20 protein-coding genes are annotated in these 21,979 nt (G+C 72.1%); 6 read left to right on the top strand and 14 right to left on the bottom strand.

What is annotated here, in order from left to right:
* The first annotated feature begins 206 nt into the window (after positions 1-206).
* Complete coding sequence (locus tag ACQBAS_RS00580) at positions 207-2,090, top strand: DNA/RNA helicase domain-containing protein (protein ID WP_427384374.1); 1,884 nt, start codon at positions 207-209, stop codon at positions 2,088-2,090.
* Between the two features lie 34 nt (positions 2,091-2,124).
* Here the strand turns inward: ACQBAS_RS00580 and ACQBAS_RS00575 are convergent, their stop codons facing one another.
* Positions 2,125-2,964, bottom strand: a complete 840-nt coding sequence (locus ACQBAS_RS00575; protein ID WP_427384373.1) for a PhzF family phenazine biosynthesis protein — start codon at positions 2,962-2,964, stop codon at positions 2,125-2,127.
* 82 nt (positions 2,965-3,046) lie between these two features.
* Here ACQBAS_RS00575 and ACQBAS_RS00570 point away from each other — a divergent pair, with 82 nt between their 5' ends.
* Positions 3,047-4,522: a DUF222 domain-containing protein gene (locus tag ACQBAS_RS00570; RefSeq protein WP_427384372.1), complete on the top strand. Its 1,476-nt coding sequence runs from the start codon at positions 3,047-3,049 to the stop codon at positions 4,520-4,522.
* Positions 4,523-4,587: 65 nt separating this feature from the next.
* Here ACQBAS_RS00570 and ACQBAS_RS00565 read toward each other — a convergent pair whose 3' ends face one another.
* Positions 4,588-5,340, bottom strand: a complete 753-nt coding sequence (locus ACQBAS_RS00565) for a lysoplasmalogenase (protein ID WP_427384371.1) — start codon at positions 5,338-5,340, stop codon at positions 4,588-4,590.
* A gap of 188 nt (positions 5,341-5,528) precedes the next feature.
* Between ACQBAS_RS00565 and ACQBAS_RS00560 the strand changes: the two genes are divergently transcribed.
* Positions 5,529-5,951, top strand: a complete 423-nt coding sequence (locus tag ACQBAS_RS00560; protein ID WP_427384370.1) for an RDD family protein — start codon at positions 5,529-5,531, stop codon at positions 5,949-5,951.
* 68 nt (positions 5,952-6,019) lie between these two features.
* Here the strand turns inward: ACQBAS_RS00560 and ACQBAS_RS00555 are convergent, their stop codons facing one another.
* The 3 genes from ACQBAS_RS00555 to ACQBAS_RS00545 all read right to left on the bottom strand — a co-directional run bounded on the left by ACQBAS_RS00555 (position 6,020) and on the right by ACQBAS_RS00545 (position 8,483).
* Complete coding sequence (locus ACQBAS_RS00555) at positions 6,020-6,868, bottom strand: 3-hydroxybutyryl-CoA dehydrogenase (protein WP_427384368.1); 849 nt, start codon at positions 6,866-6,868, stop codon at positions 6,020-6,022.
* Between the two features lie 236 nt (positions 6,869-7,104).
* Positions 7,105-8,055: a prephenate dehydratase gene (pheA, locus tag ACQBAS_RS00550; RefSeq protein ID WP_427384367.1), complete on the bottom strand. Its 951-nt coding sequence runs from the start codon at positions 8,053-8,055 to the stop codon at positions 7,105-7,107.
* Entirely contained in the window at positions 8,052-8,483 is a 432-nt protein-coding gene (locus ACQBAS_RS00545) for a DUF4446 family protein (protein ID WP_427385649.1), read from the bottom strand. Before ACQBAS_RS00545 ends, pheA begins: the two co-directional genes overlap by 4 nt.
* 95 nt (positions 8,484-8,578) lie before the next feature.
* On the opposite strand from ACQBAS_RS00545, the gene ACQBAS_RS00540 reads away from it, so the two are divergent.
* Positions 8,579-10,801 carry a hypothetical protein gene (locus ACQBAS_RS00540; protein ID WP_427384366.1) on the top strand — a complete coding sequence of 741 codons (2,223 nt, stop codon included), beginning with the start codon at positions 8,579-8,581 and terminating at the stop codon, positions 10,799-10,801.
* A 6-nt stretch (positions 10,802-10,807) separates the two neighbouring features.
* Here ACQBAS_RS00540 and ACQBAS_RS00535 read toward each other — a convergent pair whose 3' ends face one another.
* The 6 genes from ACQBAS_RS00535 to ACQBAS_RS00510 form a co-directional block, all read right to left on the bottom strand.
* Positions 10,808-12,262 carry a glycosyltransferase 87 family protein gene (locus ACQBAS_RS00535; RefSeq protein ID WP_427384364.1) on the bottom strand — a complete coding sequence of 485 codons (1,455 nt, stop codon included), beginning with the start codon at positions 12,260-12,262 and terminating at the stop codon, positions 10,808-10,810.
* Entirely contained in the window at positions 12,255-12,968 is a 714-nt protein-coding gene (locus ACQBAS_RS00530; RefSeq protein ID WP_427384363.1) for a glycosyltransferase, read from the bottom strand. The genes ACQBAS_RS00535 and ACQBAS_RS00530 overlap by 8 nt, the downstream gene beginning before the upstream one ends.
* 2 nt (positions 12,969-12,970) lie before the next feature.
* Complete coding sequence (locus ACQBAS_RS00525; RefSeq protein ID WP_427384362.1) at positions 12,971-13,834, bottom strand: DUF5926 family protein; 864 nt, start codon at positions 13,832-13,834, stop codon at positions 12,971-12,973.
* Positions 13,835-13,861: 27 nt separating this feature from the next.
* Positions 13,862-14,407, bottom strand: coding sequence for an ATP-binding protein (locus tag ACQBAS_RS00520; protein ID WP_427384361.1), 546 nt, complete (start codon positions 14,405-14,407; stop codon positions 13,862-13,864).
* Positions 14,408-14,585: 178 nt separating this feature from the next.
* Positions 14,586-15,290 (bottom strand): LrgB family protein, encoded by a 705-nt coding sequence (locus ACQBAS_RS00515; protein ID WP_427384360.1) that lies wholly within the window; start codon positions 15,288-15,290, stop codon positions 14,586-14,588.
* Complete coding sequence (locus ACQBAS_RS00510; protein ID WP_427384359.1) at positions 15,287-15,661, bottom strand: CidA/LrgA family protein; 375 nt, start codon at positions 15,659-15,661, stop codon at positions 15,287-15,289. The genes ACQBAS_RS00515 and ACQBAS_RS00510 overlap by 4 nt, the downstream gene beginning before the upstream one ends.
* Before the next feature lie 68 nt (positions 15,662-15,729).
* Between ACQBAS_RS00510 and hrpB the strand changes: the two genes are divergently transcribed.
* Positions 15,730-18,324, top strand: a complete 2,595-nt coding sequence (hrpB, locus tag ACQBAS_RS00505) for an ATP-dependent helicase HrpB (protein WP_427384358.1) — start codon at positions 15,730-15,732, stop codon at positions 18,322-18,324.
* Positions 18,325-18,390: 66 nt separating this feature from the next.
* Here hrpB and ACQBAS_RS00500 read toward each other — a convergent pair whose 3' ends face one another.
* Positions 18,391-18,852, bottom strand: coding sequence for a methyltransferase family protein (locus ACQBAS_RS00500; RefSeq protein WP_427384357.1), 462 nt, complete (start codon positions 18,850-18,852; stop codon positions 18,391-18,393).
* A 71-nt stretch (positions 18,853-18,923) separates the two neighbouring features.
* Positions 18,924-20,360, bottom strand: coding sequence for a GuaB1 family IMP dehydrogenase-related protein (locus tag ACQBAS_RS00495; RefSeq protein WP_427384356.1), 1,437 nt, complete (start codon positions 20,358-20,360; stop codon positions 18,924-18,926).
* Between the two features lie 85 nt (positions 20,361-20,445).
* Between ACQBAS_RS00495 and ACQBAS_RS00490 the strand changes: the two genes are divergently transcribed.
* On the top strand, positions 20,446-21,030 hold the full coding sequence (locus tag ACQBAS_RS00490) for a GNAT family N-acetyltransferase (protein WP_427384355.1): 585 nt from the start codon (positions 20,446-20,448) through the stop codon (positions 21,028-21,030).
* Positions 21,031-21,066: 36 nt separating this feature from the next.
* On the opposite strand, the gene ACQBAS_RS00485 is transcribed toward ACQBAS_RS00490, so the two are convergent.
* A complete protein-coding gene (locus ACQBAS_RS00485; protein WP_427384354.1) occupies positions 21,067-21,849 on the bottom strand; it encodes a hypothetical protein in 783 nt (260 codons plus the stop codon).
* Between the last annotated feature and the right edge of the window lie 130 nt (positions 21,850-21,979).

The following is a 21,979-nucleotide window of genomic DNA, read 5'->3' as shown; positions in this document are numbered from 1 at the left end:
CGGCGTTCATGCCGCTGTCGTGAGTGCTCGGGCCCCGTCGCGAACGTTGCGGCGGGGCTCGGCCTTTGTCGGTGTCTTCGTTGTGTCGCGGACCCGAGGGTCGCCCTCGTCTCCTAGGCTGACCACGTCATTGCGGCCCGACGGGCTTCCCTTGTGGACATGCCCCCACCCGCACGAGTTGATTCGTGCTGCTTGGGGACCTGTCCGTGCATCTTCTTCGCTCCTCCGTCCGAGGATTCTCGGCGCTCGAGCACCACTTCGCGGAACTCCTGGCCACGCAGATGTCCTTCCAGTCGGGCCACCGCCCCTCGTCGGGTGAGGTCCGATCTTGGACGCACAGCATCCCCGCGCTGCGCGCCGATCTGATCAGCGCCGGCCTCCACGACGTGGAGATGCTTTTCGAGTACCGACTTCCGCTGACGAGCAAGCGCGCGGACGTGGTACTCGCCGGGCGACATCCCAAGACCGGTCAGCCGTCCTACGTCGTCGTCGAGCTCAAGCAGTGGTCCGAGGCCATGCGGTTCGAGGACTCCGAGACGCTCGTCAGCGTGGCGCAGTACGGCCATCGCGGCGTGACTCACCCGGCTCTGCAGGTCGCCGGTTACTGCGACTACCTCAGCGATTTCACGGCAACTCTGGCCGAGCAGCCCCACTCGTTGGTCGGCGTGGCCTACCTGCACAACGCCACCGATCGCGGCGTGGAGGACCTGCTCCAGATGCCCGGACATGACCGCGCGCGGCTCTTCACCGGTCAACGGCGCGGCGCCCTCATCGACTTCCTCACAGCGCATCTCGATCCCTCCGCCAGCGGCGTCGAGGCGGCCGACGCCCTGATCAACAGCAAGATCGCGCCGAGCAAGCACCTACTCGCGCTGGCCGCCGACGAGGTCCAGCGGCGCGAGCAGTTCGTACTGCTCGATGAGCAGCGGGACGCCTACGAACACGTGCTGCACGCCGTGGCGCGCGCCCGACGCGCCTCGACGAAGACGGCCATCGTCGTCAGCGGTGGGCCTGGCAGTGGCAAGTCGGTCATCGCTCTTTCGCTCATGGGTGAGTTGTCGCGGCAAGGTCGGACGGTCATGCACGCCACCGGTTCACGCTCTTTCACCCAGACCCTGCGGAAGGTGGCGGGCAAGCGAGCACCGCAGGTCGCCAAGCTCTTCGCCTACTTCAACTCGTTCATGGACGCCGAGCCCAACGACCTGGACTGCCTGATCCTCGATGAGGCACACCGCCTGCGGGAGACCTCGGTGAACCGGTACACCAAGAAGGAGGTTCGCCAGCGAGCGCGCCCTCAGGTGATCGAGTTGCTCGAGGCGGCTCGGGTCCCGGTCTTTCTGCTAGACCAGTTCCAGGTCGTCCGTCCCGGGGAGCTCGGAACGATCGAGGACATCGAGGAGCACGCTGCGAGCCTCGGCATGCGGGTCGAACGCATCGATCTGGATGACCAATTCCGTTGTGGCGGCTCAGAAACCTACGTCGACTGGGTGCTGCGTCTGCTGGGTCTCAAGGGTGACGGACCCATTCCTTGGCAGGGCGATCCGGGATTCGACGTGTCGGTCGTCGACACTCCCACGGAGATGGAGACGACGCTGGCAGCGACCGCCGTCGACGGCCACACCGCGCGCATGGCTGCCGGGTATTGCTGGTCGTGGAGTGACCCGCGCGCCGACGGCACCCTCGTCGAGGACGTGACGATTGGGGAATGGTCCCGCCCCTGGAATCTGCGCGGGGACCGCGCCGTCGGCGGCGCTCCCCCCTCCGCCCTTTGGGCGACAGACCCCGCCGGCTTCGGGCAGGTCGGTTGCGTCTACACGGCGCAGGGATTCGAGTATGACCATGCGGGCGTGATCCTCGGACCCGACTTCGTCTGGCGCGACGACCACTGGGTCGCAGTCCGCGAGGCCAACCGCGATCCGGACTTTCGCAACCGGACGAAGGTCAGCGATGCCCAGTTCGAGCGACTCGTGCGCAACGTCTACAAGGTGTTGCTCACGCGCGGGATGCAGAGCGTGCAGATCTACTCGACGGATCCCGAGACGCGCGACTTCCTGCGCCGCCTCGCGCGCCCCGAGGACCCGCGAGCCTGAGCCCGCTTCGGTGGTCGCCCGTGCGACCTTCGTCTCAGAGGTCGACCTCACCGACGATCCGGGTGACGGCATCGCCGGCCACCCAGATGCCCCCTTCGTGGGCCTCGATGTGCACGCGGCCGTCTCGGCCGATGGCGGAGCCCTGCCGCGCGACGTAACCGTCGGGGAGGGCGCCCGTGCCGATGAGCCACTGCGCGAGACCCGCGTTGGCGCTGCCGGTCACAGGGTCCTCGCCGAAGTCCCGCCCGTCGGCATAGAAGGCGCGCACCTCGACGTCGGCGCCGAGTTCGCGCACCGATGTCGCGTCCCAGCGTCCGACGACGGCCACCTTGAGGTCGGTGAAGGCCGCGATGTCCGGCGCGACGTCGAGGACCGTGCGCGCCTCGCGCAGGTCGGCGCCGATCCAGCCGGGACCGTTGTCGATCCACGCCATCCCGGCGACCTTCGCGTCGTCGATCCCCAGCGCGCGCACGACCCGCTCGCGCAAAGCCCGGTCGACGGGTCCCGATCGGCGCAACGGCGGCGCCGCGAACCCCAGCCGCGGCGTCCGACGCACCTCCACGAGCCCCGCGCCGCATTCCTGGACGAGCACGTCGCCGCGCGGGACGCCGCCGGCCTCGAGCCACGCGTGGGCGCTGCCGATCGTGGGATGGCCCGCGAAGGGGAGTTCGCCGCCCGACGTCCAGATCCGCACGCGATAGTCCGCACGCACGTCGGTCGGGGCACAGAGGAACGTCGTCTCGGAAAGATTGGTCCAGCGCGCGAAGGCGGCCATGTCCGCGTCGGTCAGTCCGTCGGCGTCGTGGACGACGGCGAGGGGATTGCCGAGCCAGGGCTCGGCGGAGAAGACGTCGACCTGCCGGAAGGGGAGCATGCGCACATCCCAGCACAGCGGCTGTCGAGGGCGCATCGTCGCAGGTCAGAGCGTTGTCAGTGGCTCCTGACAGAGTGTCCGTATGAGCAGCGCTGCCCTCCTTCCGAGCGTCACCGATGAGGTGATGTCGGGCGTGGCTGCGCCGGTTCGGGGTGGGTTGGGCGAGGCGATCGCACGGGGGCACGCGGCCGTCGATGACATCTTGGCGGCGCTCGCGGTCGAGGCTGCGGTCGGGGCTGAGCGCGGCCCGGATGGCGCGCAGCAGCGGGCCCTGTTACGCGAAGTCGAGCGGCTGGCGCGTCGGACCGAGGCTGCCCGACTGCGGATGATCGCGCGGGCCGAGGCCAGCGGCGTACCCGAGCGGACCGGGTTCGCCGACACGGGGTCGTGGCTCTCGCGCCAGACGATGCAGAACCGGTCCGAAGCCGCGGCCGATGCCGCCGTCGCCAGTGCCCTCGGGGACGAAGGGGATTCGTCGGCGACGATTGTCGACCTGCAGGGCGGCGGTGTGGCCGGGCCGAGCGAGCCGGGCTCCGCAGGTGGGCAGTGCGCGCCGGTCATGCCGGCGCGAGGCCGGAGTCTGACCGGGCAGGCGTTCGATCAGGGCGACATCTCGTCGGCGCACGCCAAGGTCATCGTCGGTGCGCTGCGGGATCTGCCCGAGGGGGTCACCGCCGCCGACCGGGACGCCTGCGAGGCCGAACTCCTGAGGCTGGCCGTGAACCGCACCCCGGCTCAGCTGCGTCGGATCGGACGCCGCATCCTCGCTCAGGTCGAACCCGATCCGCGGATCGTCGACGCGCACGAGGACGCCATCGTGACCGCCGAGGAGGACCGCGCCTGGGAGGCCGCGTCCTTCTGGTCCAAGGACAACCACGACGGCACGATGAGCGGCGGATTCACGGTTCCATGGCTCGCCGGCATGACCCTGAAGAAGGTGCTGGACGCAATGACGGCGCCCCGGCGCCGGACCACCGACGACCTGACCGGGAAGCCTGGGCGCCCGTCCGAGCCCGTGGACTGGAAGATGGCCCAGCTCGACTGGCAGCACCGCCGCGGGACCGCGTTCGCCGAGTTGCTGGCTCGCATCCCCACCGACCACCTGCACGACAAGGTGGCCGCCACGATTCTCGTGACCGCGGACCTCGACACGCTGCGCGGCGACGTCGCCCGCGCGGCCGGGACCGACGTGGCCGGGCCCGTCTCGGCCGGTGAACTGCGCCGGACTGCGTGCGGCGCCGGGATCGTGCCGGCCATCCTCGGCGGCGCCTCCGTGCCGGTCGACCTCGGGCGCCAGCAACGCTGCTTCACGACCGCACAACGGGTCGCGCTCAGCGCCACCTATGACGAATGTGTAGCCGACGGCTGCGATCGGCCGCTCGCGTGGTGCGAACTTCACCACCTGACCCCGTGGGTCGCCGGAGGGCGTACCGATCTCGCCAACGCGGTGCCGCTCTGCGGACGACATCACCGGGCGATCGACCGGCTCGACACGGAGCACACGGTGCTGCGTGACACGGACCAGCGCGTGCGGATCAGGTTCCGACGCGGGCCGTGACGCGGGTGTGCTCCCGGTCGGGTGAGATCGCAGGTGGTTGAGACGGCTCAGGTGGTTGAGACGGCTCAGGTGCTGGGGTGGCCTGAGTGGTCAACCTGCGCGTTCAGGCCGCTCGCACGCGCGCGCACCACCCCGAGCACGATCAGCAGCTGGGCGGCGCAGTAGGTCAGCATCACGACGAAGCCCTGCTGCGGCAGGTCCCACCACGGGGCGAACGCGTTCAGGGCGATCAACCCGTCCGAGACGAGGAAGAGTGCGCCTCCTGCCCACGTCAGGGCGTTCAGGCCGGTGGCCAGGACCGCCATCGTTCCCAGCAGCGCCCCATAGACCAGCACGGGGACAAGCAGCGCCCCGGCCTGTGGGGCACACGCGGCCACCAAGGCACCGACCGCCACGAGATACGGCACCAGCAGGATGCGCCGGCGGTGCAGCACGCTGGTCCGTCGGTGAGGCCAGAACGCCACGATGTACACCACTTGGGCGAGCAGGAAGAAGCCCACCATCGTCAGGAAGGCCATGTCGCCGTGGGTGAGACTCGGCGCCGAGTCCCCGAACCAGGCGAACCCCAGTGCCACGAGCGTCAGGGTCGCCAGACGTCCCCGACCGGCTGCCCCGGACAGTCCACGGGCGGGACGCTCGGCACCTTCCCGGGTGGCACTCCCGGTGCTGACCAGCAGGAACACGGCCAACACCGGCATGAGGAACCACTGGGTGACGCGCGATGACGTCTCCTGGCCGGTCAGTTGGGACGCCAGATGCACTGTGGCCACGGCCGCGTACAACCTCAGTGCCATCCGGGCGGAGCGTGGAGCCAGCATCCCGGCAGCCTAGGGGCGAACCCGGCCCTCCGAGGGCCATCGCTTCAGTACGCTCCCGACAAGCGACGGGAGAACGCATGAACATCCATGGACAGGCGCCCGGGCACAGCTACGGACCTCCCCCACGGCCGGAACGTGCCCCCGTCCCACCCGGGTACCCCCCAGTCGCCCCGCTGGCCCGACGCACCGTGGCCCGGCTGATCGACGTCGCGCTCGTGCTGGCCGCCATCACCGGGATCATCCTGTGGGTCGGCGCCGTGCCGATCGGACCGCTCGAGGTCAACGCAGACGGCAGTCAGCCCGACCCTGAGCCATTCTTCCTCGGCCTCGCCGGGATCGCGGCGGTTGTCGTGCTGCCCGAGATCATCCTCGTCGCGACCCTCGGTGCCACGATCGGCAAACTGCTCACCGGTCTGCGGGTCATCGACGTGCAGACGCTCCGGAAGCCGAGCTGGGGCAGTTCGCTGCTGCGCTGGTTGCTGCCCCACGTGGGACTCGCCGTGTGCCTGCCGATCAACCCGATCATCTGGGGGTCGGCCCTCTTCGACGGCTCCGGTGCCCGCCGAGGGTGGCACGACCGGGCGGCCAACACCGTCGTGGTGCGCCGCTGAGCCCACCGGAATGACGAAGGGCGGCCGGTGACCGGCCGCCCTTCGTCATGCCTGCGCGCGAGCGCGGCTCACTTGTCGTAGGTGTAGAACCCGCGCCCCGTCTTCCGACCGAGCAGCCCGGCGTCGACCATGCGGGCCAGCAGCGGCGGCGAGGCGTAGAGCGGCTCCTTGAACTCCTCGTAGAGCGACTCGGCCACCGCCTTCGTCGTGTCGAGACCGATCAGGTCGGCGAGCGCGAGCGGACCCTGCGGGTGCGCGGCGCCGCGCACGAGGCCCTGGTCGATGTCCTCGGCGCTGGCGAAGCCGCTCTCATACATCCGGATCGCCGACAGGATGAAGGGGATCAGCAGCGCGTTGACGACGAACCCGGCGCGGTCCTGGCAGTCGATGGCGTGCTTGCCGAGCGACCCCTCGACCCAGGTGCGGGCCGCCTCCGTCGTCTCGTCGGCCGTCAGCAGGCTGGGAACGAGTTCGACGAGGCTGAGCACCGGGACCGGGTTGAAGAAGTGCACACCGAGGACGTGCGTCGGGCGCTTGGTGACCACGGCCAGCTTCATGATCGGGATCGACGACGTGTTGGACGCGAGGATGGCGTCCGGGCTCGTCACGATCTCGTCGAGCTGCTTGAAGAGGGCAACCTTCGTCGCCTCGTCCTCGACGATCGCCTCGACGACGATGTCGCGGTCGGCCATGGACTGCAGGTCGGGGATGACGCGGATGCGCGACAGGACGTCCTGCGCACTGTCGATCTTGCCGCGCGACTCGGCCCGCTCGAGGGACTTCGTCAGGCGGGCGAGGCCGGCATCGGCCGCTGCCTGGCTCGATTCCGCGACGACGACGTCGTGCCCTGCCCGGGCCGACACCTCCGCGATCCCGGACCCCATGAGCCCGCATCCGACGACACCGATCTTCTGCATTCCCTGCCTCCGTCTGTGAACCGCGATCGGCGGTCCGCTCACTCTAGGGCCCTACTCCGCAGCGAGCGCCGCGGCCGGTGTCACCCGCACCGCACGCCGCGCAGGGAGCACCGACGCCAGCAGTCCGGCGGCGACGAGCGCCAGTAGGCGGGTGCTCGCGCTCGCGCGTCAGACCACGCTCGGATCCTGCGCGGCCACGACGACCCGAGGACTCAGCGCCGCGCCAACGACCCCGGTCACCCGCGCAGCGACCGCAGCCACGCGCGCGCCTCACCGAACGCGTCGTCGCTCGTGTGCTCATGCACCTCGGCCTCGCCGCCATCCGCGCGCGGATAGGACCCGAGGAAGCGCACGTCCGCGCACACCCGCTTCAACCCCATGAGGGCCTCGCCGACGCGCTCGTCACTGACGTGCCCCTCGATGTCGATGGAGAAGCAGTAGGAACCCATCGATGCCTTCGTCGGACGCGACTCCAGCCGCGTCATGTTGATCCCGCGGACCGAGAACTGCTCCAGCAGCTCCAGCAGGCCACCCGCACGGTCGGCCCGCTGATAGGCCACGAGCGTCGTCTTGTCCTTGCCCGTCGCGGGCGGCACCGACCCCGGCCGCGACACGACGACGAACCGGGTCACCGCGCTCGTGTTGTCCTCGATGCCCTCGGCCAGGACGTCGAGGCCGTGGTTGCTCGCGGCGACCGGCGCACACACCGCGGCCTCGTAGTGGGCGGTGTCGCGGTCCCCTTCGCCGGCGAGGACGGCCAGGCCCTGCGCGCCACTGGCCGTCGACAGCGTCGGCACGTACGTCGCGCGCGGCAGGTGCGTGTGCATCCAGCCGCGCACCTGAGCCCAGGCGTGGGAGTGCGTGCCGACGGCCCGCACATCCTCGAGGCGGGTGCCGGGCCGGGCCGCCAGGACGAAGGTGATCGGCACGAGAACCTCGCCGACGAGCAGGAGCGGACCGCCTCCGGCCAGGGCGTCGAGGGTGGCGCTCACGCCACCTTCGACGGAGTTCTCGATGGGGACGACGGCGGCGTCGACCTCTCCCGCGCGCAGTGCCGACAACGCGGCGTCCACCGAACCGTGCGGCACCTGCTCGTGCGGCTCGTCACCGACCCACTCATGCAGGGCCATCTGGGTGAAGGTGCCCGCCGGGCCGAGGAAGGCGTAGGTGCGTGCGTCGTCGATCATGCCTGCTCCGATCCGGTGCGTGCGGCGGCGAGCGCCTGCTGCTCCTCGGGGGTGAGGGTGGTGTCACTGGTGCCGCCGACGATGCCCTTGGCGTACGTGCGGGATTCGCCGCGGCCGTGCAGCGCGCTGAGGACGAACCCGTCGCCCGCGTCGTCGATGACCGCCGCGCTGAAGGAGAGCCGCCCGCCCATGTCGCCGAAGGCGTCATACCGCACGACGGCCACGTGCCGCAGGGCCTGAGCGAGGTCGGAGCGAAGGGCGGCCAGGTCACCGCTGCCCACGGGGCGGGCCGCTTCGAGGCGGGCCACCCGGCGGCGGAGCGCGCGCACCTCGACGAGCGCCAGGACCGCGACGGCGATGACCGCGACGAGGGCGAGACCCGCGACGAAACCGAGGCCGGTCGCGGCGGCGTCACTGAGCAGAGGCATCCGGGGCACGCCGCCAGACTAGGTCGTCACCCGTCCGCGGTGCCCGGCCGTTTCACTCACAGGTTCGGCGAAGGTTCGCAACTACCCTGTCACTCGTGACCCGACGCCTCCTCGCCACCCTCGCGCTGGCCCTGTTGACCCTGTCGGGTGTCGGTGTCGCCGCCTCCTCGGCGGCCACCGCGACCCCCTCCGATGCTGTCACCGGTGCCAGCTCAGGAGCGTCCACCACCGGCAACCCGGTCGTCGACCGCCTCGTCGTCATCGGCACGGGCGGGCTGTCGTGGAGCGACATCTCCCCGGAGAAGACCCCCGAGCTGTGGGCGATGCTCGACCAGGGATCCGGTTCGGCGCTCGTGGCCCGGTCCGTCTTCACCAACACCTGCCCGGTCGACGGCTGGCTCGGCCTGTCCGCCGGCAACCGCGCCGCCGCAACGCTTCCCGACGGCGCCGCGCGTCCGACGACCGAGCCGTGCCCCGCGCTCCCCGAACCCGCGCGCGACGGCACCATCGAGAACTGGAGCGCGTACACCGACGCGGCGAGCAAGGCCGCCTTCGATGCACGACCGGGCCTGCTCGCGACGCTGCTGACCGAGCACGACGTCGAGGTCACGGCGATCGGCCCCGGCGCCGCGCTCGCCGGCACGCAGGAGGACGGCACCCCCGCGGGCAGCTACCAGACCCTCGAGCGGGCGCTGACCGACGACACCGCCTTCGCCCATCCCGGCCTGACCCTCGTCGACATCGGCCAGGTCCGAGACCCCGAACTCGTCGCCGACGGTGAGGACGTCACCGGGCTCGGGTCCCGGGCCGCGCAGGTCGCCGCGATCGACGCGAGCCTCGGTGAGGTGCGCTCGGCCGTCGGGGGCGACGTCAACGTCATCCTCACGAGCCCGTCCGACTCCGGCCGAACCGAGCGCCTGCGCGTCCTGGCGGCTGTGGGCCCCGACTTCTCGGCCGGCACCCTCAAGTCGCCGTCGACGCGACAGGATTCGCTCGCCCAAGCCAGCGACGTCACGGTCACGACGCTGCAGCTCTTCGACGTGCCCGTCCCGAAGGGGGTCGGCGGCGGCCTCCTGACCACCAAGCCCGCCGACGACGACACCACGACGGAGGACCGGCACCAGCACCTCACCGACGTCGAGGTCAGCACGAGCGCCATCGACCCGCTCGTGCCTCCGTTCTTCAACGGGTTCGCCTACAGCCAGATCCTCGTCTACGCCTTCGTGTGGTTGGTGTGGAAGGGGAAGCTCGGGTCGGTCCTGACCCGCACCCGGCTGCTCGGCGTGACCCGGGTCGTGGGCACACTCGCCGCGAGCGTCCCCATCTCGACCTTCCTCGCCAACCTGCTGCCGTGGTGGCGCACCGAGACGGCGATGCTCGGACTCATCGGCGCCGTGGGCCTCTTCGCGGTCCTCATCACGGCGGTCGCGCTGCTCGGGCCGTGGCGGCGTGCGCCGCTCGGGTCGGCTGCCGTCGTCGCCCTGGCCACCGTCGGGGTGCTCGCGGTCGACGTGATGACCGGGTCGGAACTCATCCTCACGTCCGTGATGGGTCTGCACCCGCTGGACGGCGGGCGCTTCTACGGGTTCGGCAACGTCCCCTTCGCCATCTTCGCGACGGCGACGATCTTCCTCATGATCGCCGCGTCCGACGTCCTCGTCCGACGCGGTCACGTCCGGCTCGGCGCCGCGGCGGCGCTGGGGATCGGGCTGCTCGCGAGCCTCATCGACGGCAACCCGCAGTGGGGTGCCGACGGTGGCGGGCCGCTCGCCCTGCTGCCGGCGACGGCCTACCTCGTGCTGACCATCCTCGGCGTGCGGATCACGTGGCGGCGCGGGCTGGTCATCGCGCTCGCGACCGCGGCCGTCTTCCTCGGCGTGTGTTTCCTCGACTGGCTACGGCCGGCGGCCGAGCGCAGTCACCTGGGCAACTTCCTCCAGGAGATCCTCGACGGTGGCGCCCTCCAGATCATCCTGCGCAAGGCGAACACGAACCTGTCGATCCTCTTCGGGAACTACCGCCTCACCCTGCTCGTGCCGATCGCGCTCATCTTCGTCATCTACGTGCTGGCGCGGCCGACGTCGTGGGGCTCACGGGCGCTGCAAGCGGCCTCGGGGCGGCACCCGACGCTGCGTCCGGGTCTCGTCGCCCTGGTCGTCATGCTCGCGCTGGGCTTTGCGCTCAACGACTCGGGCACGGCCATCCCGGCCGTCGGCGCCACGGTCGCGGTGCCGCTGCTCATCGCCATCAACGTGAAGGTGCTCATCGATCAGATCCGGGAGCACCGTGCACGCGAACTGGCGCAGTCGACGGCCTGACCCGCGTCAGGGCGCGGGGGCCGGCCGAAGCCCTTCGCCGGAGATCCGGCGCACGAAGGCGACGACGATCGCGACCCACAGCGCCAGCACCAACCACGGCGCGACGTCCGACCGGAAGCCGACCGTGAGCGCCTCGACCGATTCCGACATCCCCCGCGACCGCCCGGGCAGATACGCGACGGCCAGAACGAGCGCGCGGGCGGTCAGCGCGTCCGGCAGCCACCAGCGCACCTCCCCGCGCAGGGCGAAGGCGGGCAGCGCCAGCCACATCAACTGGTCGTACCACGGCAGCACGTAGGCGGCCGCGAGGATGTAGGCGCCCATGAGTGCGAAGAGGGCCCGCAGGGTCTGCCCCTGCACGGTCGCCGGGGCCGCGCGGTCGGTCAGCCGCCACAGCATCAGCGCCAGGACGATCGCGACGACGGCGCTGCCGACCGACACCCACGTGCCGACCCACCCCGACTCGGGGTCCCAGCCCATCGCGTCGATGAGCAGCCGCCACGGGGTCGCGAAGGAGATGTGCGAGCTCGCCGCCTTGATCCGGGCGAAGGTGTACGGGCTGGCGAGCAGGTGCGCGGCCACGACGATGACACCGGCGGTCCCGGCGAGACGCGCCACTCGCCACGGCAGCCGGTCGCGGCGCAGCACGATCCACGCGACGACGAGGGCGACGGCGACGACACCGGCGGTGATCTTCGTGCTCGCCGCCACGCCGCAGGCGACCCCGGCGAGCGCCGGGTGGTTGCGCGCGAGCAGCACCGTGACCGCCACGGCGACCGTGGCGAGGATGTCGACGTGCGCGCCGAGGACGGCGACGCCGAAGACGAGCGGGTTGAGCGTCCACCACAGGTCGACGGCGTGGTGGTCGTCGACGAGCCGGCGCAGCAGCGCGCGGACCGCGAGCCACGCGAGGACGACCATGACCTGCCACACCCACACGACCTGGCGCAGGTTGTCGTCACCGAGCGCCGCGGCGAGCCGGAACGCCTGCACCGCAACGGGTCCGTAGACGCTGGGGGTCCACCGCCACGGGTAGTTCGCCTCGCTCGCGACGGGGTCGGTGCCGTCCTGCCACAGCGCCGGCCGCTCAAACCACGGGTCACCACCTTCGAGGGCGATCTGACCGTAGGCGGCGTAGTTCGTGTGGTCGGCCGTGCCGTAGGGGGCCGCCAGCAGGGCGAGCCCGCCGAGGCCGAGTGCGGCCGGCCAGCGCAGCGATCCCGTCGTGGCCACGGCCACACCACGGGCGAGCGCGAGCGCGCCGACGATGTAGCCCACTGCCAGGACGATGGTCGTCTGCATCGAGTTGAGCGACCACGGCAACTGGGGCGGGGCCCAGCCGCGGTCCCCGAGGTCGGGTTGCGCGGCGGACGGACCGAGCCAACCGACGAGCAGGAGCAGCGTGAAGGAGATGACGAGGAGTGTCGGCCGGAGCCGGTCCCCCCGCCTCTCCTCAGCCACGGCGCAGACGCCTCTCGAGGACGGCCTTGGCGACGTCGCGCAGCTGCTTCGCGCGGTGGATGCGGCCCCGCATGTCGGCGCCGGAGGCCCGGTGGGTCAGCTCGACGGGGACCTCCTCGACGCGCAGCCCGGCGCGCAGGACATCCACGAGCATGGCGGCCTCGACGCCCCAGCCCGAGGCCAGCGGAGACGCGGCCGCGTAGGCCTCGCGGGTCAGGCACCGCATGCCGGAGAGCGGCTGGTTGATCTCGCGACCGGTCATGGCGAGGATCTGGCTCCGCGCGAGACGGACGACGCGGCCGCGACCCTGCGAGCTGTTGGCCCTCGGGATGTTCGCGACCGTGAGGTCGGCGCGCCCCTCGAGCACGGGTGGGATCAGGGGGCCGAGGTTGGCGGCGGAACCCTGGAGGTCGCCGTCGACGAAGAGCAGCACCCACGGCTCGTCCCGACCCAGGCGTCGCTCCTCCTCGGCCACGCGGGCGCAGCCGGTCATCAGGCCGGCCGCCTTCCCCTGGTTGATCGCGTGACGCACGACGAGGGCACCCGCACGGGCCGCGACCAGGCCGGTGTCGTCGCTGCTGCCGTCGTCGACCACGACGACGAGGCCCACGTCGGGCAGACCCGCGACGGCGGCGACGGTCTCGGCGATGCGGTCCGCCTCGTCCTTGCAGGGGATGACGGCGGCGACGCGGGATGCGGTGCTCATGGTCAGCGGATCGTGACCTGCCGGGAGAGCAGCCCGGAACGGGCCCGGCGCTCCTCCGGCGTCAACGGCTCGGACGTGGCGAGGGCGGCTTCGTAGCGCGCGATGAAGGCGGCCACCTGGTCCTCGTAATCGGCGGCGTCGCGCTCGGGGTCGAGGTCCCACACGGGCACGAGCAGGCCGTGGCTGCGGAAGGCACCGAGCAGCCGGACGCCCTCGTCGAGAGCGGACTCACCGACGGCGTGCAGTCGGGCGAGGGCATCGGTCGCGGCGTCCTCGTCGTCGCCGAGGACGAGTCGCAGGAAGGTGCGCGACCCCATCCGGCACCAGTAGGCCGACGGCGCGGCGGCCAACTTCACCGACGGGACGATCGTCTCGTTGGCGCGCTCGAGCGACTCCTTGGCGGCGCCGTCGAGCTCCTGGCCCTCGATCCAGAAGTCGAACCCCTCGTGCAGCGTCACCTCGAGCGGGGAGCTGGTGTCGAGGAGGTCCTGCAGGCGGGGGGTCTCCTCGGTGGCGGCGGGCAGCGACATGATCGGGGTGCCGGGCTCGGTCTCGAGCGCGGCCACGAGGGCGCGCGCGAGGTCGCGGCTCGCGTCGCCGCTGCTGCCGCCGGACTGGGTGGCGACGAGGATCGTGCCGTCGGCGCGGTGCAGGGCCGGCCAGGCGAGGGGCAGGACGGTGGCGATCGTGACCTCACGGCCGCCGTCGGCCAACCGCGCGGTCGCGGTCGCGGCCGGGACGATCTCCCTCAGCGCCACCCACTCGGTCTCGCTCGCGAGGCCCTCGAAGGGGCGTCGGACGAAGGGGGCCGGGGCGACCTTCGCGGTCGTGCCGGCGGTGTTCTTACGTCGAGATGCCTTGCCCATGGCCGCAACCCTAATGGGCCGACCAGATCAGCTGCCTGCGCGGCGACGACTCGGTCCGCCGAGCGAGGCCCAGACCGTCACACCGGGGCCGCTGTCGCTGACGCCCCACTCGTGAGCGAGGCTTCGGACGATCCGCAGACCGCGTCCCGACAGGGCCCACACGGCACCGGAGACGGGGCGCGGGGTGGAGGTCGACCCGCCGTCGGTCACCTCGACCTCGACGACGTCGCCCTTGACCTTCCATCGGATCCGGACCGCGTGGTCGCCGAGCGGGCGGGCGTGGCGGATCGCGTTGGACAGGAGCTCGGAGGTGACGATCTCCGCCTCCTCGACGATGGTCTCGGAGACGCCGCGAGCCCGCAGGTCCTCCGCGATGGCGTGGCGTACGCGACCGACGGACGAGGCACGCCAGGCGGCCCGGATCGTCCGGCCGGTCCCCGAGCCGACCACCCCGCCGAACTCATCGGTGCGCGGGGCTGAACTGCGACCCTCGCCGGTCACCGGTACGCGGTCCTCACCCGTCATGGGTGAGCCCCAAGTGCTGCCGTGAAGCATGCCGCTGTCGGCTGCCATGTGAATCCTCCGTCGGGCGAACCCCTCTGTCGCCCTGTCTCCTTCACGAAGATACTCCCTCGCTCCGACAGTCGTGACCATCTCGGACCACTCCGAACCATCAGATGTGACTAGACCAACCAGGGAAAGGCGGCCTCCGGCACCCTCGGAGTGTTCAGAGGGCGAGCCCTCCGGGAATTCAGAGCAGGTGCACGACGAGCGGCACGAGCAGGCTCGTGACGAGCGCGGTCAGCCCCATGGCCAGGCCCGCGAACGCCCCTTCTGTCGGGTCGTCGGCCATGGACCGCGATGTGCCGATGCCGTGGGAGACGGCACCGACGGCGAGGCCGCGGGCCCGTCGGTCGCGGATCCGCAACAGCGTGAGCAGGCTCGGTCCGGCCACGGCGCCGAGGATGCCGACGAGGATCGTCAGCACGGCGACGAGCGACCCGACGCCACCGATCTGGTTCGTGATGGCGATGGCGACCGGGGTCGTGGCCGACTTCGCGGCGATGGTCCGCTCGAGAAGGTCGCCGCCGCCGAGGCCGCGCACGATGAGGATCCCCGCGCCGATCGACACGAGCGCGCCGACGGGGATGGCGACGAGCATCGGCAGTGCGAGTTCGCGCAGGTGATGCGCCTGACGGTGGAGCGGGATCGCCAGGGCCACCGTCGCGGGGCCGAGGACGAGGTGGATGAGGGACCCGCCGACCATGTAGACCTCGTAGTCGAGGCCCAGTCCCCACAGGGCGAGTGCGAGCACGACGATGGCGACGAGCACCGGCTGGGCCAGCGGGTGACCACCGGTCCGGTCGCGCACCGCCACGCCGATCCGGTAGGCCGCGAGGGTGAGGACGAGACCGAGCAGCGGGCTCTGACGAAGGTGCTCGAGCACGTCGGTCATGCGCGCACCCCCTTGTCGCCCCGCAGCATCTCCTGCAACCGCACGAGCCCCACGACGACGAGCCCCACGCTGGCCAGCCCGAGGACCCACGACCCGACGAGTCCACCGAGCAGCGGCGCCCAGTGGTCCCGCACGACGTCGAACTGGGTGATGATGCCGGTGCCCGCCGGGATGAAGAGGAGTTGCAGGTGCCGTAGCAACGCGCTGCCCGCGCGCAGCACCGGAGCCGACTCCGGCGGGCGTCGCACGGTGAGGATGACGAAGAGGATGACCATCCCCACGACCGGACCGGGCACCGGCAGATCCAAGCCGACCGCGAGCGCCTCCCCCGCCAGCTGGCAACCGAGCAACCAGAGCAGTCCCGAGATCATGCCTGCCATCCTCCCCCGCCCCCCTTCGCCGTCGAACCTGCCCTCCCTGCGCCATGGTCCCCTGCGCCATGGTCCCCTGCCCCACCACCCCCGTGCCGCACAATGACCCGGTGACCTCCTCGACGCCGCGCCGGACCGAGCCCGGCGGCGCGAGCGGAGCGACCTTCGACCTCGCCCGGATCGGTGACGGGCTCCCCTTCGCTGCCGCGCTGACCGAGCTCAGGGCCGCCGTCGACGGTCGCGGCCTGGCCGTCGTCCAGGCCCCTCCCGGCAGCGGCAAGACGACCCTCGCCCCGCCCCTGCTCGCCGAGACCGTCAGCGGCCGCGTCGTCGTCACCGGCCCGCGGCGGGTCGCGGTGCGGTCCGCCGCGCACCGCCTCGCGCACCTCACCGGCAGCGCGATCGGCGACCTCGTCGGCTACACCGTGCGCGGCGAGCGCCACGTGGGTCCGCGCACGCGGATCGAGTTCGTCACGCCGGGAGTCCTCCTCCGGCGTCTGCTGGCCGACCCGGACGTGCCCGGCGTCGGCGCGATCGTCCTCGACGAGGTCCACGAGCGGGCGCTCGACACCGACCTGCTCCTGGCCATGGTCGCCGAGGTTCGCCAGCTGCGGCCGCTGGCCCTCGTCGCCATGTCCGCGACGCTCGACGCGCCCGCCGTCGCCTCGGTCCTCGCCGACGAAGGAGGCCCGGCGCCGCTTGTCGACAGCCCGAGCGCCCTCCACCCCCTCGACATCGTCTGGGCACCGGCACCCTTGCCGCGCACCGACGAGCGCGGGGTGACGCGCGAGTTCCTCGAGCACGTCGCCGTGACGACGGCTCACCACCACGGACGCGGCGAAGGCGACACGCTCGTCTTCCTCCCCGGCGCCCGGGACGTCGATCAGGTCGTCGCGCGGGTGGGCGACCTCGTCGCCGACGCCGAGGTCCTCCCCCTGCACGGCCGGCTGGGCCCCCGCGAACAGGACCGGGCCACGGGTCCGGGCGGCTCGCGGCGCCGCGTCATCGTCTCGACCGACCTCGCCGAGTCGTCCCTCACCGTCCCGGGTGTGCGCCTCGTCGTCGACGCCGGCCTCTCCCGCGAACCGCGCCGCGACACCGCCCGCGACATGTCGGGCCTCGTCACCGTCCAGGCCTCCCGTGCGTCGATGACCCAGCGCGCTGGACGCGCGGCCCGACTCGGCCCCGGCACCGCGGTGCGGCTCATCGACGAGGCGGCCTGGACGCGTGCGCCCGCGCACGTGACGCCGCAGATCACCACGGCCGATCTCACCGGGGCGGCCCTGACCCTCGCGGCCTGGGGTTCGCCCCGCGGCGACGGGATGCCCCTGCTGACCCCGCCACCGGCGCCGGCGATGACCGCGGCCGAGGAGGCGCTGCGCGGGCTGGGTCTCGTCGACGCCACCGGCCGGATCACCGAGGACGGGATGGCCGCCGCCGCGATCCCGGCCGACCCGCGTCAGGCGCGCGCCCTGCTCACCGGCGCCGCTCTGGTCGGGCCGAGGACCGCAGCCGAGGTCGTCGCCGCGCTCGCCGACGACCACCGCGCCGAGGACGGTGACCTCGCCCGGCTGCTGGCCGACCTTCGCTCCGGCCGCGGCGCCGGCGCCGCCCGATGGCGCTCGGAGACCGACCGGCTCGCGCGGCTCGCTCCACAGGGTGTGCGCGAAGGTCGCGACGCCGCCGGCCTCGTGACCGCGTTGGCACACCCGGGCCGGATCGCCCGCCGGGTCATGGGCGACACCTATCTCTTCGCCTCCGGGACGCGGGCGGCGTTGCCGCCGGGGAGTCCGCTGCGGCACCACGAGTGGATCGCCATCGCCGACGTGGCGCGTGCCGGGGGTCGCGTCGCGGCCGGAACGGGCGCCGTCATCCGCCTGGCCGCCGGCCTGGACCGCGCCGACGCCGAACGGGCCGGAGCGACCCTGCGAGTGAAGGAGGTCCGGGCCGACCTCGTCGGTGGCCGGGTCACGGCCCGCGAGGTCGAGGCCATCGGCGCGATCGAACTGTCCTCCACGCCCGTCCGCCCCGACGCGGAGGCCGGCGCCCGCGCCGTCGGTGCGGCCCTGGCCTCCCGCGGGCTCGACGTCCTCACGTGGTCCCCGTCCGCGGATGCCCTGCGCCGTCGGATGGCCGCGCTGCACCACCACCTCGGCGAGCCGTGGCCGGAGGTGTCCGACGCCGCGCTCGCGGGCGCGCTCGAGGAGTGGCTCGGCCCGGAGCTGCGGCGGATGGCCACCGGGACGCCGCTGGAGCGGATCGACCTGACCGACCCCCTTCGCCGGCTGTTGCCGTGGCCCGCCGCGAGCCGCCTCGACGAGCTGGCGCCCGAGCGACTGACCGTCCCCAGTGGGTCCCGGCCCACGATCACGTGGCCGCCGCACGACACCCCCGCCGAGGCCCCGGTTGTCGCGGTCAAGCTGCAGGAGTGCTTCGGCCTGGCCGACTCACCGCGGCTCGTCGAGGGCCGGGTGCCGGTCCTCTTCCACCTGTTGTCGCCCGCCCGAAGGCCGCTCGCGGTCACCTCGGATCTCGCGTCCTTCTGGTCGGGTCCGTACGCGCAGGTGCGCGCCGAGATGCGGGGGCGCTACCCGCGCCACCCGTGGCCCGAGGACCCGTGGACGGCGCCCGCCACCGCGCGGACGACGCACCGTCGGCACTGACGCATCCCCGAGGCCTCACAACCAGCCGGCCCTCACGACCAGCGGGGCCTCACAACCAGCGGGGCCTCACAACCAGCGCCGCACGCCCGCCGAGTAGTCGCCGTACTCACCGCCGAACGTCGCCCGGAGCGCCTCCTCCTCCAAGGGAATCTGCACCCCGTCGAGGACGGCGAGCAGCGGCAGGATCGGGAGGAGGGCCTTCGGGTCGCGGCGGCGCAGGGCGTGCCCGACGAGGACCAGCACGATCCCGACGTACATGGGGTTGCGAGTGACCTGGTAGACCCCGCCGGAGACTAGCGTGCGGGCCTTCGTGGGGTCGATGGGGTTCATCGAGGTGTCGGCGCGCTTCATCTCGCGTTGCCCGAGGATGTTCACCGTCAGGCCGGCCGCCGCCAGCGCGGCGCCGGCGGCGTTCGTCGAGGCCTGGGGTCGGGACGAGCGCGTCAGGACGCGTTGGGCCGCGAGCGCGGCGACGCCCAGCACAGGCGGAAGGCGGGCGGCAGTGCGGACGATCGCGACCGGATCCATCTCTCGAGGCTACGCCGCGCCGCCGCCGGTGAACCCGGCGACGTCACACGGCGAGGGTGCCTCGCCGTGCGTCACCACGAGGTGTGCAGCGGGCGACCTTCGGCGAATCCGGCGGTGGACTGAAGGCCGACCACGGCCCGCTCGTGGAACTCCTCGAGCGTGCGCGCACCCGCGTAGGTGCAACTGCTTCGGACGCCGGCGACGATCTGGTCGATGACGTCCTCGACGGACGGGCGGTCGCGGTCGATGTACATCCGCGCCGAGCTGATGCCCTCCTCGAAGAGGCCCTTGCGCGCCTGGTCGTAGTCGGTGTCCGCGGCGGTGCGGTTGGCCACGGCCCGCGCCGAGGCCATCCCGAAGGACTCCTTGTAGGCACGGCCATCGCTGTCGGTGTAGAGGTCGCCGGGGGACTCGAGGGTCCCGGCGAACCACGAGCCGATCATGACGTTCGAGGCTCCGGCGGCGAGGGCGAGGGCGACGTCGCGGGGATGGCGCACCCCGCCGTCGGCCCACACGTGCTTGCCCAGCTCGCGGGCGGCGGCCGCGCACTCGAGGACGGCCGAGAACTGCGGGCGCCCGACGGCCGTCATCATCCGCGTCGTGCACATGGCGCCGGGACCGACGCCCACCTTGACGATGTCGGCGCCGGCCTCGATGAGGTCGCGCGTGCCGGCGGCGGAGACGACGTTGCCGGCGACGATCGGCACCTGCGGGTCGAGCGCGCGCACCGCCCGGACGGCGTCGATCATCTTGCCCTGGTGGCCGTGGGCGGTGTCGATGACGAGGCTGTCGATGCCCGTGGCGAGCAACTGCTCGGCCTTGCCGGAGACGTCCCCGTTGATCCCCACGGCCGCCGCGATGCGCAGACGGCCCTGGGCGTCGAGCGCCGGCCGATAGATCCCCGCGCGCAGCGCACCGCCGCGGGTGAGGACGCCGACGAGGTCACCGGCGTCGTCGACGACGGGGGCGACCTTCCGGCGGTTGTCGACGAGGTGGGCGAAGGCCTCCTGAGGGCCGAGTCCGTCCGGGATGGTGACGACCTTGCTCCGCATGATGTCGCGCACCTGGGTGAACCGGTCGACGCCAGTGAGGTCCTTCTCGCTGACGACGCCGATCGGGCGCGCGCCCTCCACGACGATGGCGACGCCGTGCGCGCGCTTGTTGATCAGGACGAGCGCCTCACCAGCCGTCGTCGCCGGGTCGAGCGTGATCGGGGTGTCGTGGACGGTGTGCCGCTCCTTGACCCAGCGGACGACGTCGGCGACGACCTCGACGGGGATGTCCTGCGGGATGACGGTGATCCCACCCCGCCGCGCGACCGTCTCGGCCATCCGGCGGCCCGCGATCGCCGTCATGTTGGCGACGACGAGCGGGATCGTCGTGCCGGTGCCGTCGACGCTCGAGAGGTCGACGTCGAGGCGGCTCGTCACGTCCGACCGGCTCGGCACCATGAAGATGTCGTCGTAGGTCAGGTCGAACTGGGGCTGCAGGTCGTTGAGGAAGCGCACGGCTGCCATCGTACGGGCGGCGCGAGCGCCCCGACGAGGCAGGAACTCGCTTGGCGCCGTCGGTGCGGCGTGCTGTGATGCCCCCATGACGACCGGCGCCGAACTCCCCGAGGATTCCCTCCCACCACTCGAGCCTGTGATCCTCGAGGCGGAAGAGATCCGGCTGCGGCCGTGGCGTGAGGAGGACGTCGCCTCGCTCGACGAGCCGCGCACCGACCCGGGCCACTGGATGCCGTCGGCCTCGGTGCTCGGGCCGGAGATGTTCCCGGCGTGGCTCGAGCGGTCGCGCGGCTACATGGCGGCACGCTCCGGCGTCACGTGGTGCATCGCGGACGCGAGGACCGACGTGGCACTCGGTCACATCGGACTCTTCCAGCGCAACAGCCCGCTGACCGACTGGGCGGAGCTCGGCTACCAACTCGTGCCTCGTGCGCGTGGGCGCGGGGTGGCGAAGGCGGCTGCCCGCCTGGTCATCGCCCACGGACGGCGCCCGACGAGCGAAGGGGGCCTGGGCCTGCGGCGATTCATCGCCGAGACCGCCGCGGACAACGAGGCGAGCAACGGGGTCCTGCGGTCCGTCGGCTTCGTCGTCTTCGGGCGCGAGCACGCCGTCGACCTCTTGCCCGACGGGACCTACCAGGACGCGCTCCACTGGGAGTTGCTGCCCTGAGGCACTGACGTCACGCGGGTCGGGCGACGGTGCCGATCAGGCGCAGCTGGGCGCGGACGTCAGGGCCTTGTCGGCCTTCGCGTAGTCCGCCAGAGCGGGCGTTGCCACCTTGACCATGTTCAACCACCGGCGGTGATAGGCAGCGCCACTGGAGTGCTCCTTGTGCGCCATCATGTCGATGTGCGTGGCCCACTGCTCGTGCACCCGCTTGCCCTTCGCGGCGACGTCCTCCAAAGCGGCCAACCGGTCGAGGCAGGCCGTCGCGGCACCCGCCGAGTCGGTCCCGCCGGCGTCCTTCGCGGCGTCACAGCCACCGGCCGCGGCCTTCTTGGCCTTGGTGGCGGCAGCGAAGGCCTTGAGGTCGCGGTTGATGTTCTTCTTCGACGTGGCCCAGTCCGCCTTCGTCTGCGCGACGGTGTACTCACCCTCGTCGAGCTTGACCTGCGCCTGAGTGTGCATGGCCCATGAGCCAGCGGAGCCGTCGACGGCCCTGGCATAGGCGTCGTAGGCCTTGACCGTCGTGCGGCAGGACTCGAGCGCCGCCTTCGCCTCGGCCGCCGCCGTGTCCTCGGTGGTGTCCTCGGTGGTGTCCTCGGTGGTGTCCGCAGTCGTGGTCTCGGCGTCCTCGGACGGGGAAGGCGCAGCTGCCTCGGAGGTCGGGGTCGTGGACGTCGTCGACGAGCTGCTGGTCTGCGCGGTGTCGTCGTCACCCGTGTTCAGGGCCGCCCAGCCGACGGCCGACGCGCCGCCGAGCGCGATGATCGCCGCGGCGGCCATCAGCGGCACTCGGCTCGAGCCCTTGTTCCCGTGTCTCCCCATGGGTGCATCATGACAGGACCGCGGTACGGGTCAATGAACACGGCCCGAATGATGCCGTTCTGTCGCCTTCCGGGCACACGCCCCAGGCGTGGGAACCGCACGCCGCAGGCGTCGGAGGGCTCACGCCGCA

Source organism: Janibacter zhaoxuefangae, assembly GCF_050271985.1.
Taxonomy (GTDB): Bacteria; Actinomycetota; Actinomycetes; order Actinomycetales; family Dermatophilaceae.
The sequence above is the reverse complement of the archived record's forward strand: the minus strand, read 5'-3'. Positions and strand labels throughout refer to the sequence as shown.

Coding starts and splice junctions, on each gene's coding strand:
- ACQBAS_RS00515 (WP_427384360.1), bottom strand. CDS start 15,290: ATGACCGACGTGCTCGAGCACCTTCGTCAGAGCCCGCTGCTCGGTCTC.
- ACQBAS_RS00525 (WP_427384362.1), bottom strand. CDS start 13,834: ATGGGCAAGGCATCTCGACGTAAGAACACCGCCGGCACGACCGCGAAG.
- ACQBAS_RS00490 (WP_427384355.1), top strand. CDS start 20,446: ATGACGACCGGCGCCGAACTCCCCGAGGATTCCCTCCCACCACTCGAG.
- ACQBAS_RS00575 (WP_427384373.1), bottom strand. CDS start 2,964: ATGCTCCCCTTCCGGCAGGTCGACGTCTTCTCCGCCGAGCCCTGGCTC.
- hrpB (WP_427384358.1), top strand. CDS start 15,730: ATGGTCCCCTGCCCCACCACCCCCGTGCCGCACAATGACCCGGTGACC.
- pheA (WP_427384367.1), bottom strand. CDS start 8,055: ATGATCGACGACGCACGCACCTACGCCTTCCTCGGCCCGGCGGGCACC.
- ACQBAS_RS00555 (WP_427384368.1), bottom strand. CDS start 6,868: ATGCAGAAGATCGGTGTCGTCGGATGCGGGCTCATGGGGTCCGGGATC.
- ACQBAS_RS00530 (WP_427384363.1), bottom strand. CDS start 12,968: ATGAGCACCGCATCCCGCGTCGCCGCCGTCATCCCCTGCAAGGACGAG.
- ACQBAS_RS00565 (WP_427384371.1), bottom strand. CDS start 5,340: ATGCTGGCTCCACGCTCCGCCCGGATGGCACTGAGGTTGTACGCGGCC.
- ACQBAS_RS00510 (WP_427384359.1), bottom strand. CDS start 15,661: ATGATCTCGGGACTGCTCTGGTTGCTCGGTTGCCAGCTGGCGGGGGAG.
- ACQBAS_RS00485 (WP_427384354.1), bottom strand. CDS start 21,849: ATGGGGAGACACGGGAACAAGGGCTCGAGCCGAGTGCCGCTGATGGCC.
- ACQBAS_RS00570 (WP_427384372.1), top strand. CDS start 3,047: ATGAGCAGCGCTGCCCTCCTTCCGAGCGTCACCGATGAGGTGATGTCG.
- ACQBAS_RS00500 (WP_427384357.1), bottom strand. CDS start 18,852: ATGGATCCGGTCGCGATCGTCCGCACTGCCGCCCGCCTTCCGCCTGTG.
- ACQBAS_RS00520 (WP_427384361.1), bottom strand. CDS start 14,407: ATGGCAGCCGACAGCGGCATGCTTCACGGCAGCACTTGGGGCTCACCC.
- ACQBAS_RS00545 (WP_427385649.1), bottom strand. CDS start 8,483: ATGCCTCTGCTCAGTGACGCCGCCGCGACCGGCCTCGGTTTCGTCGCG.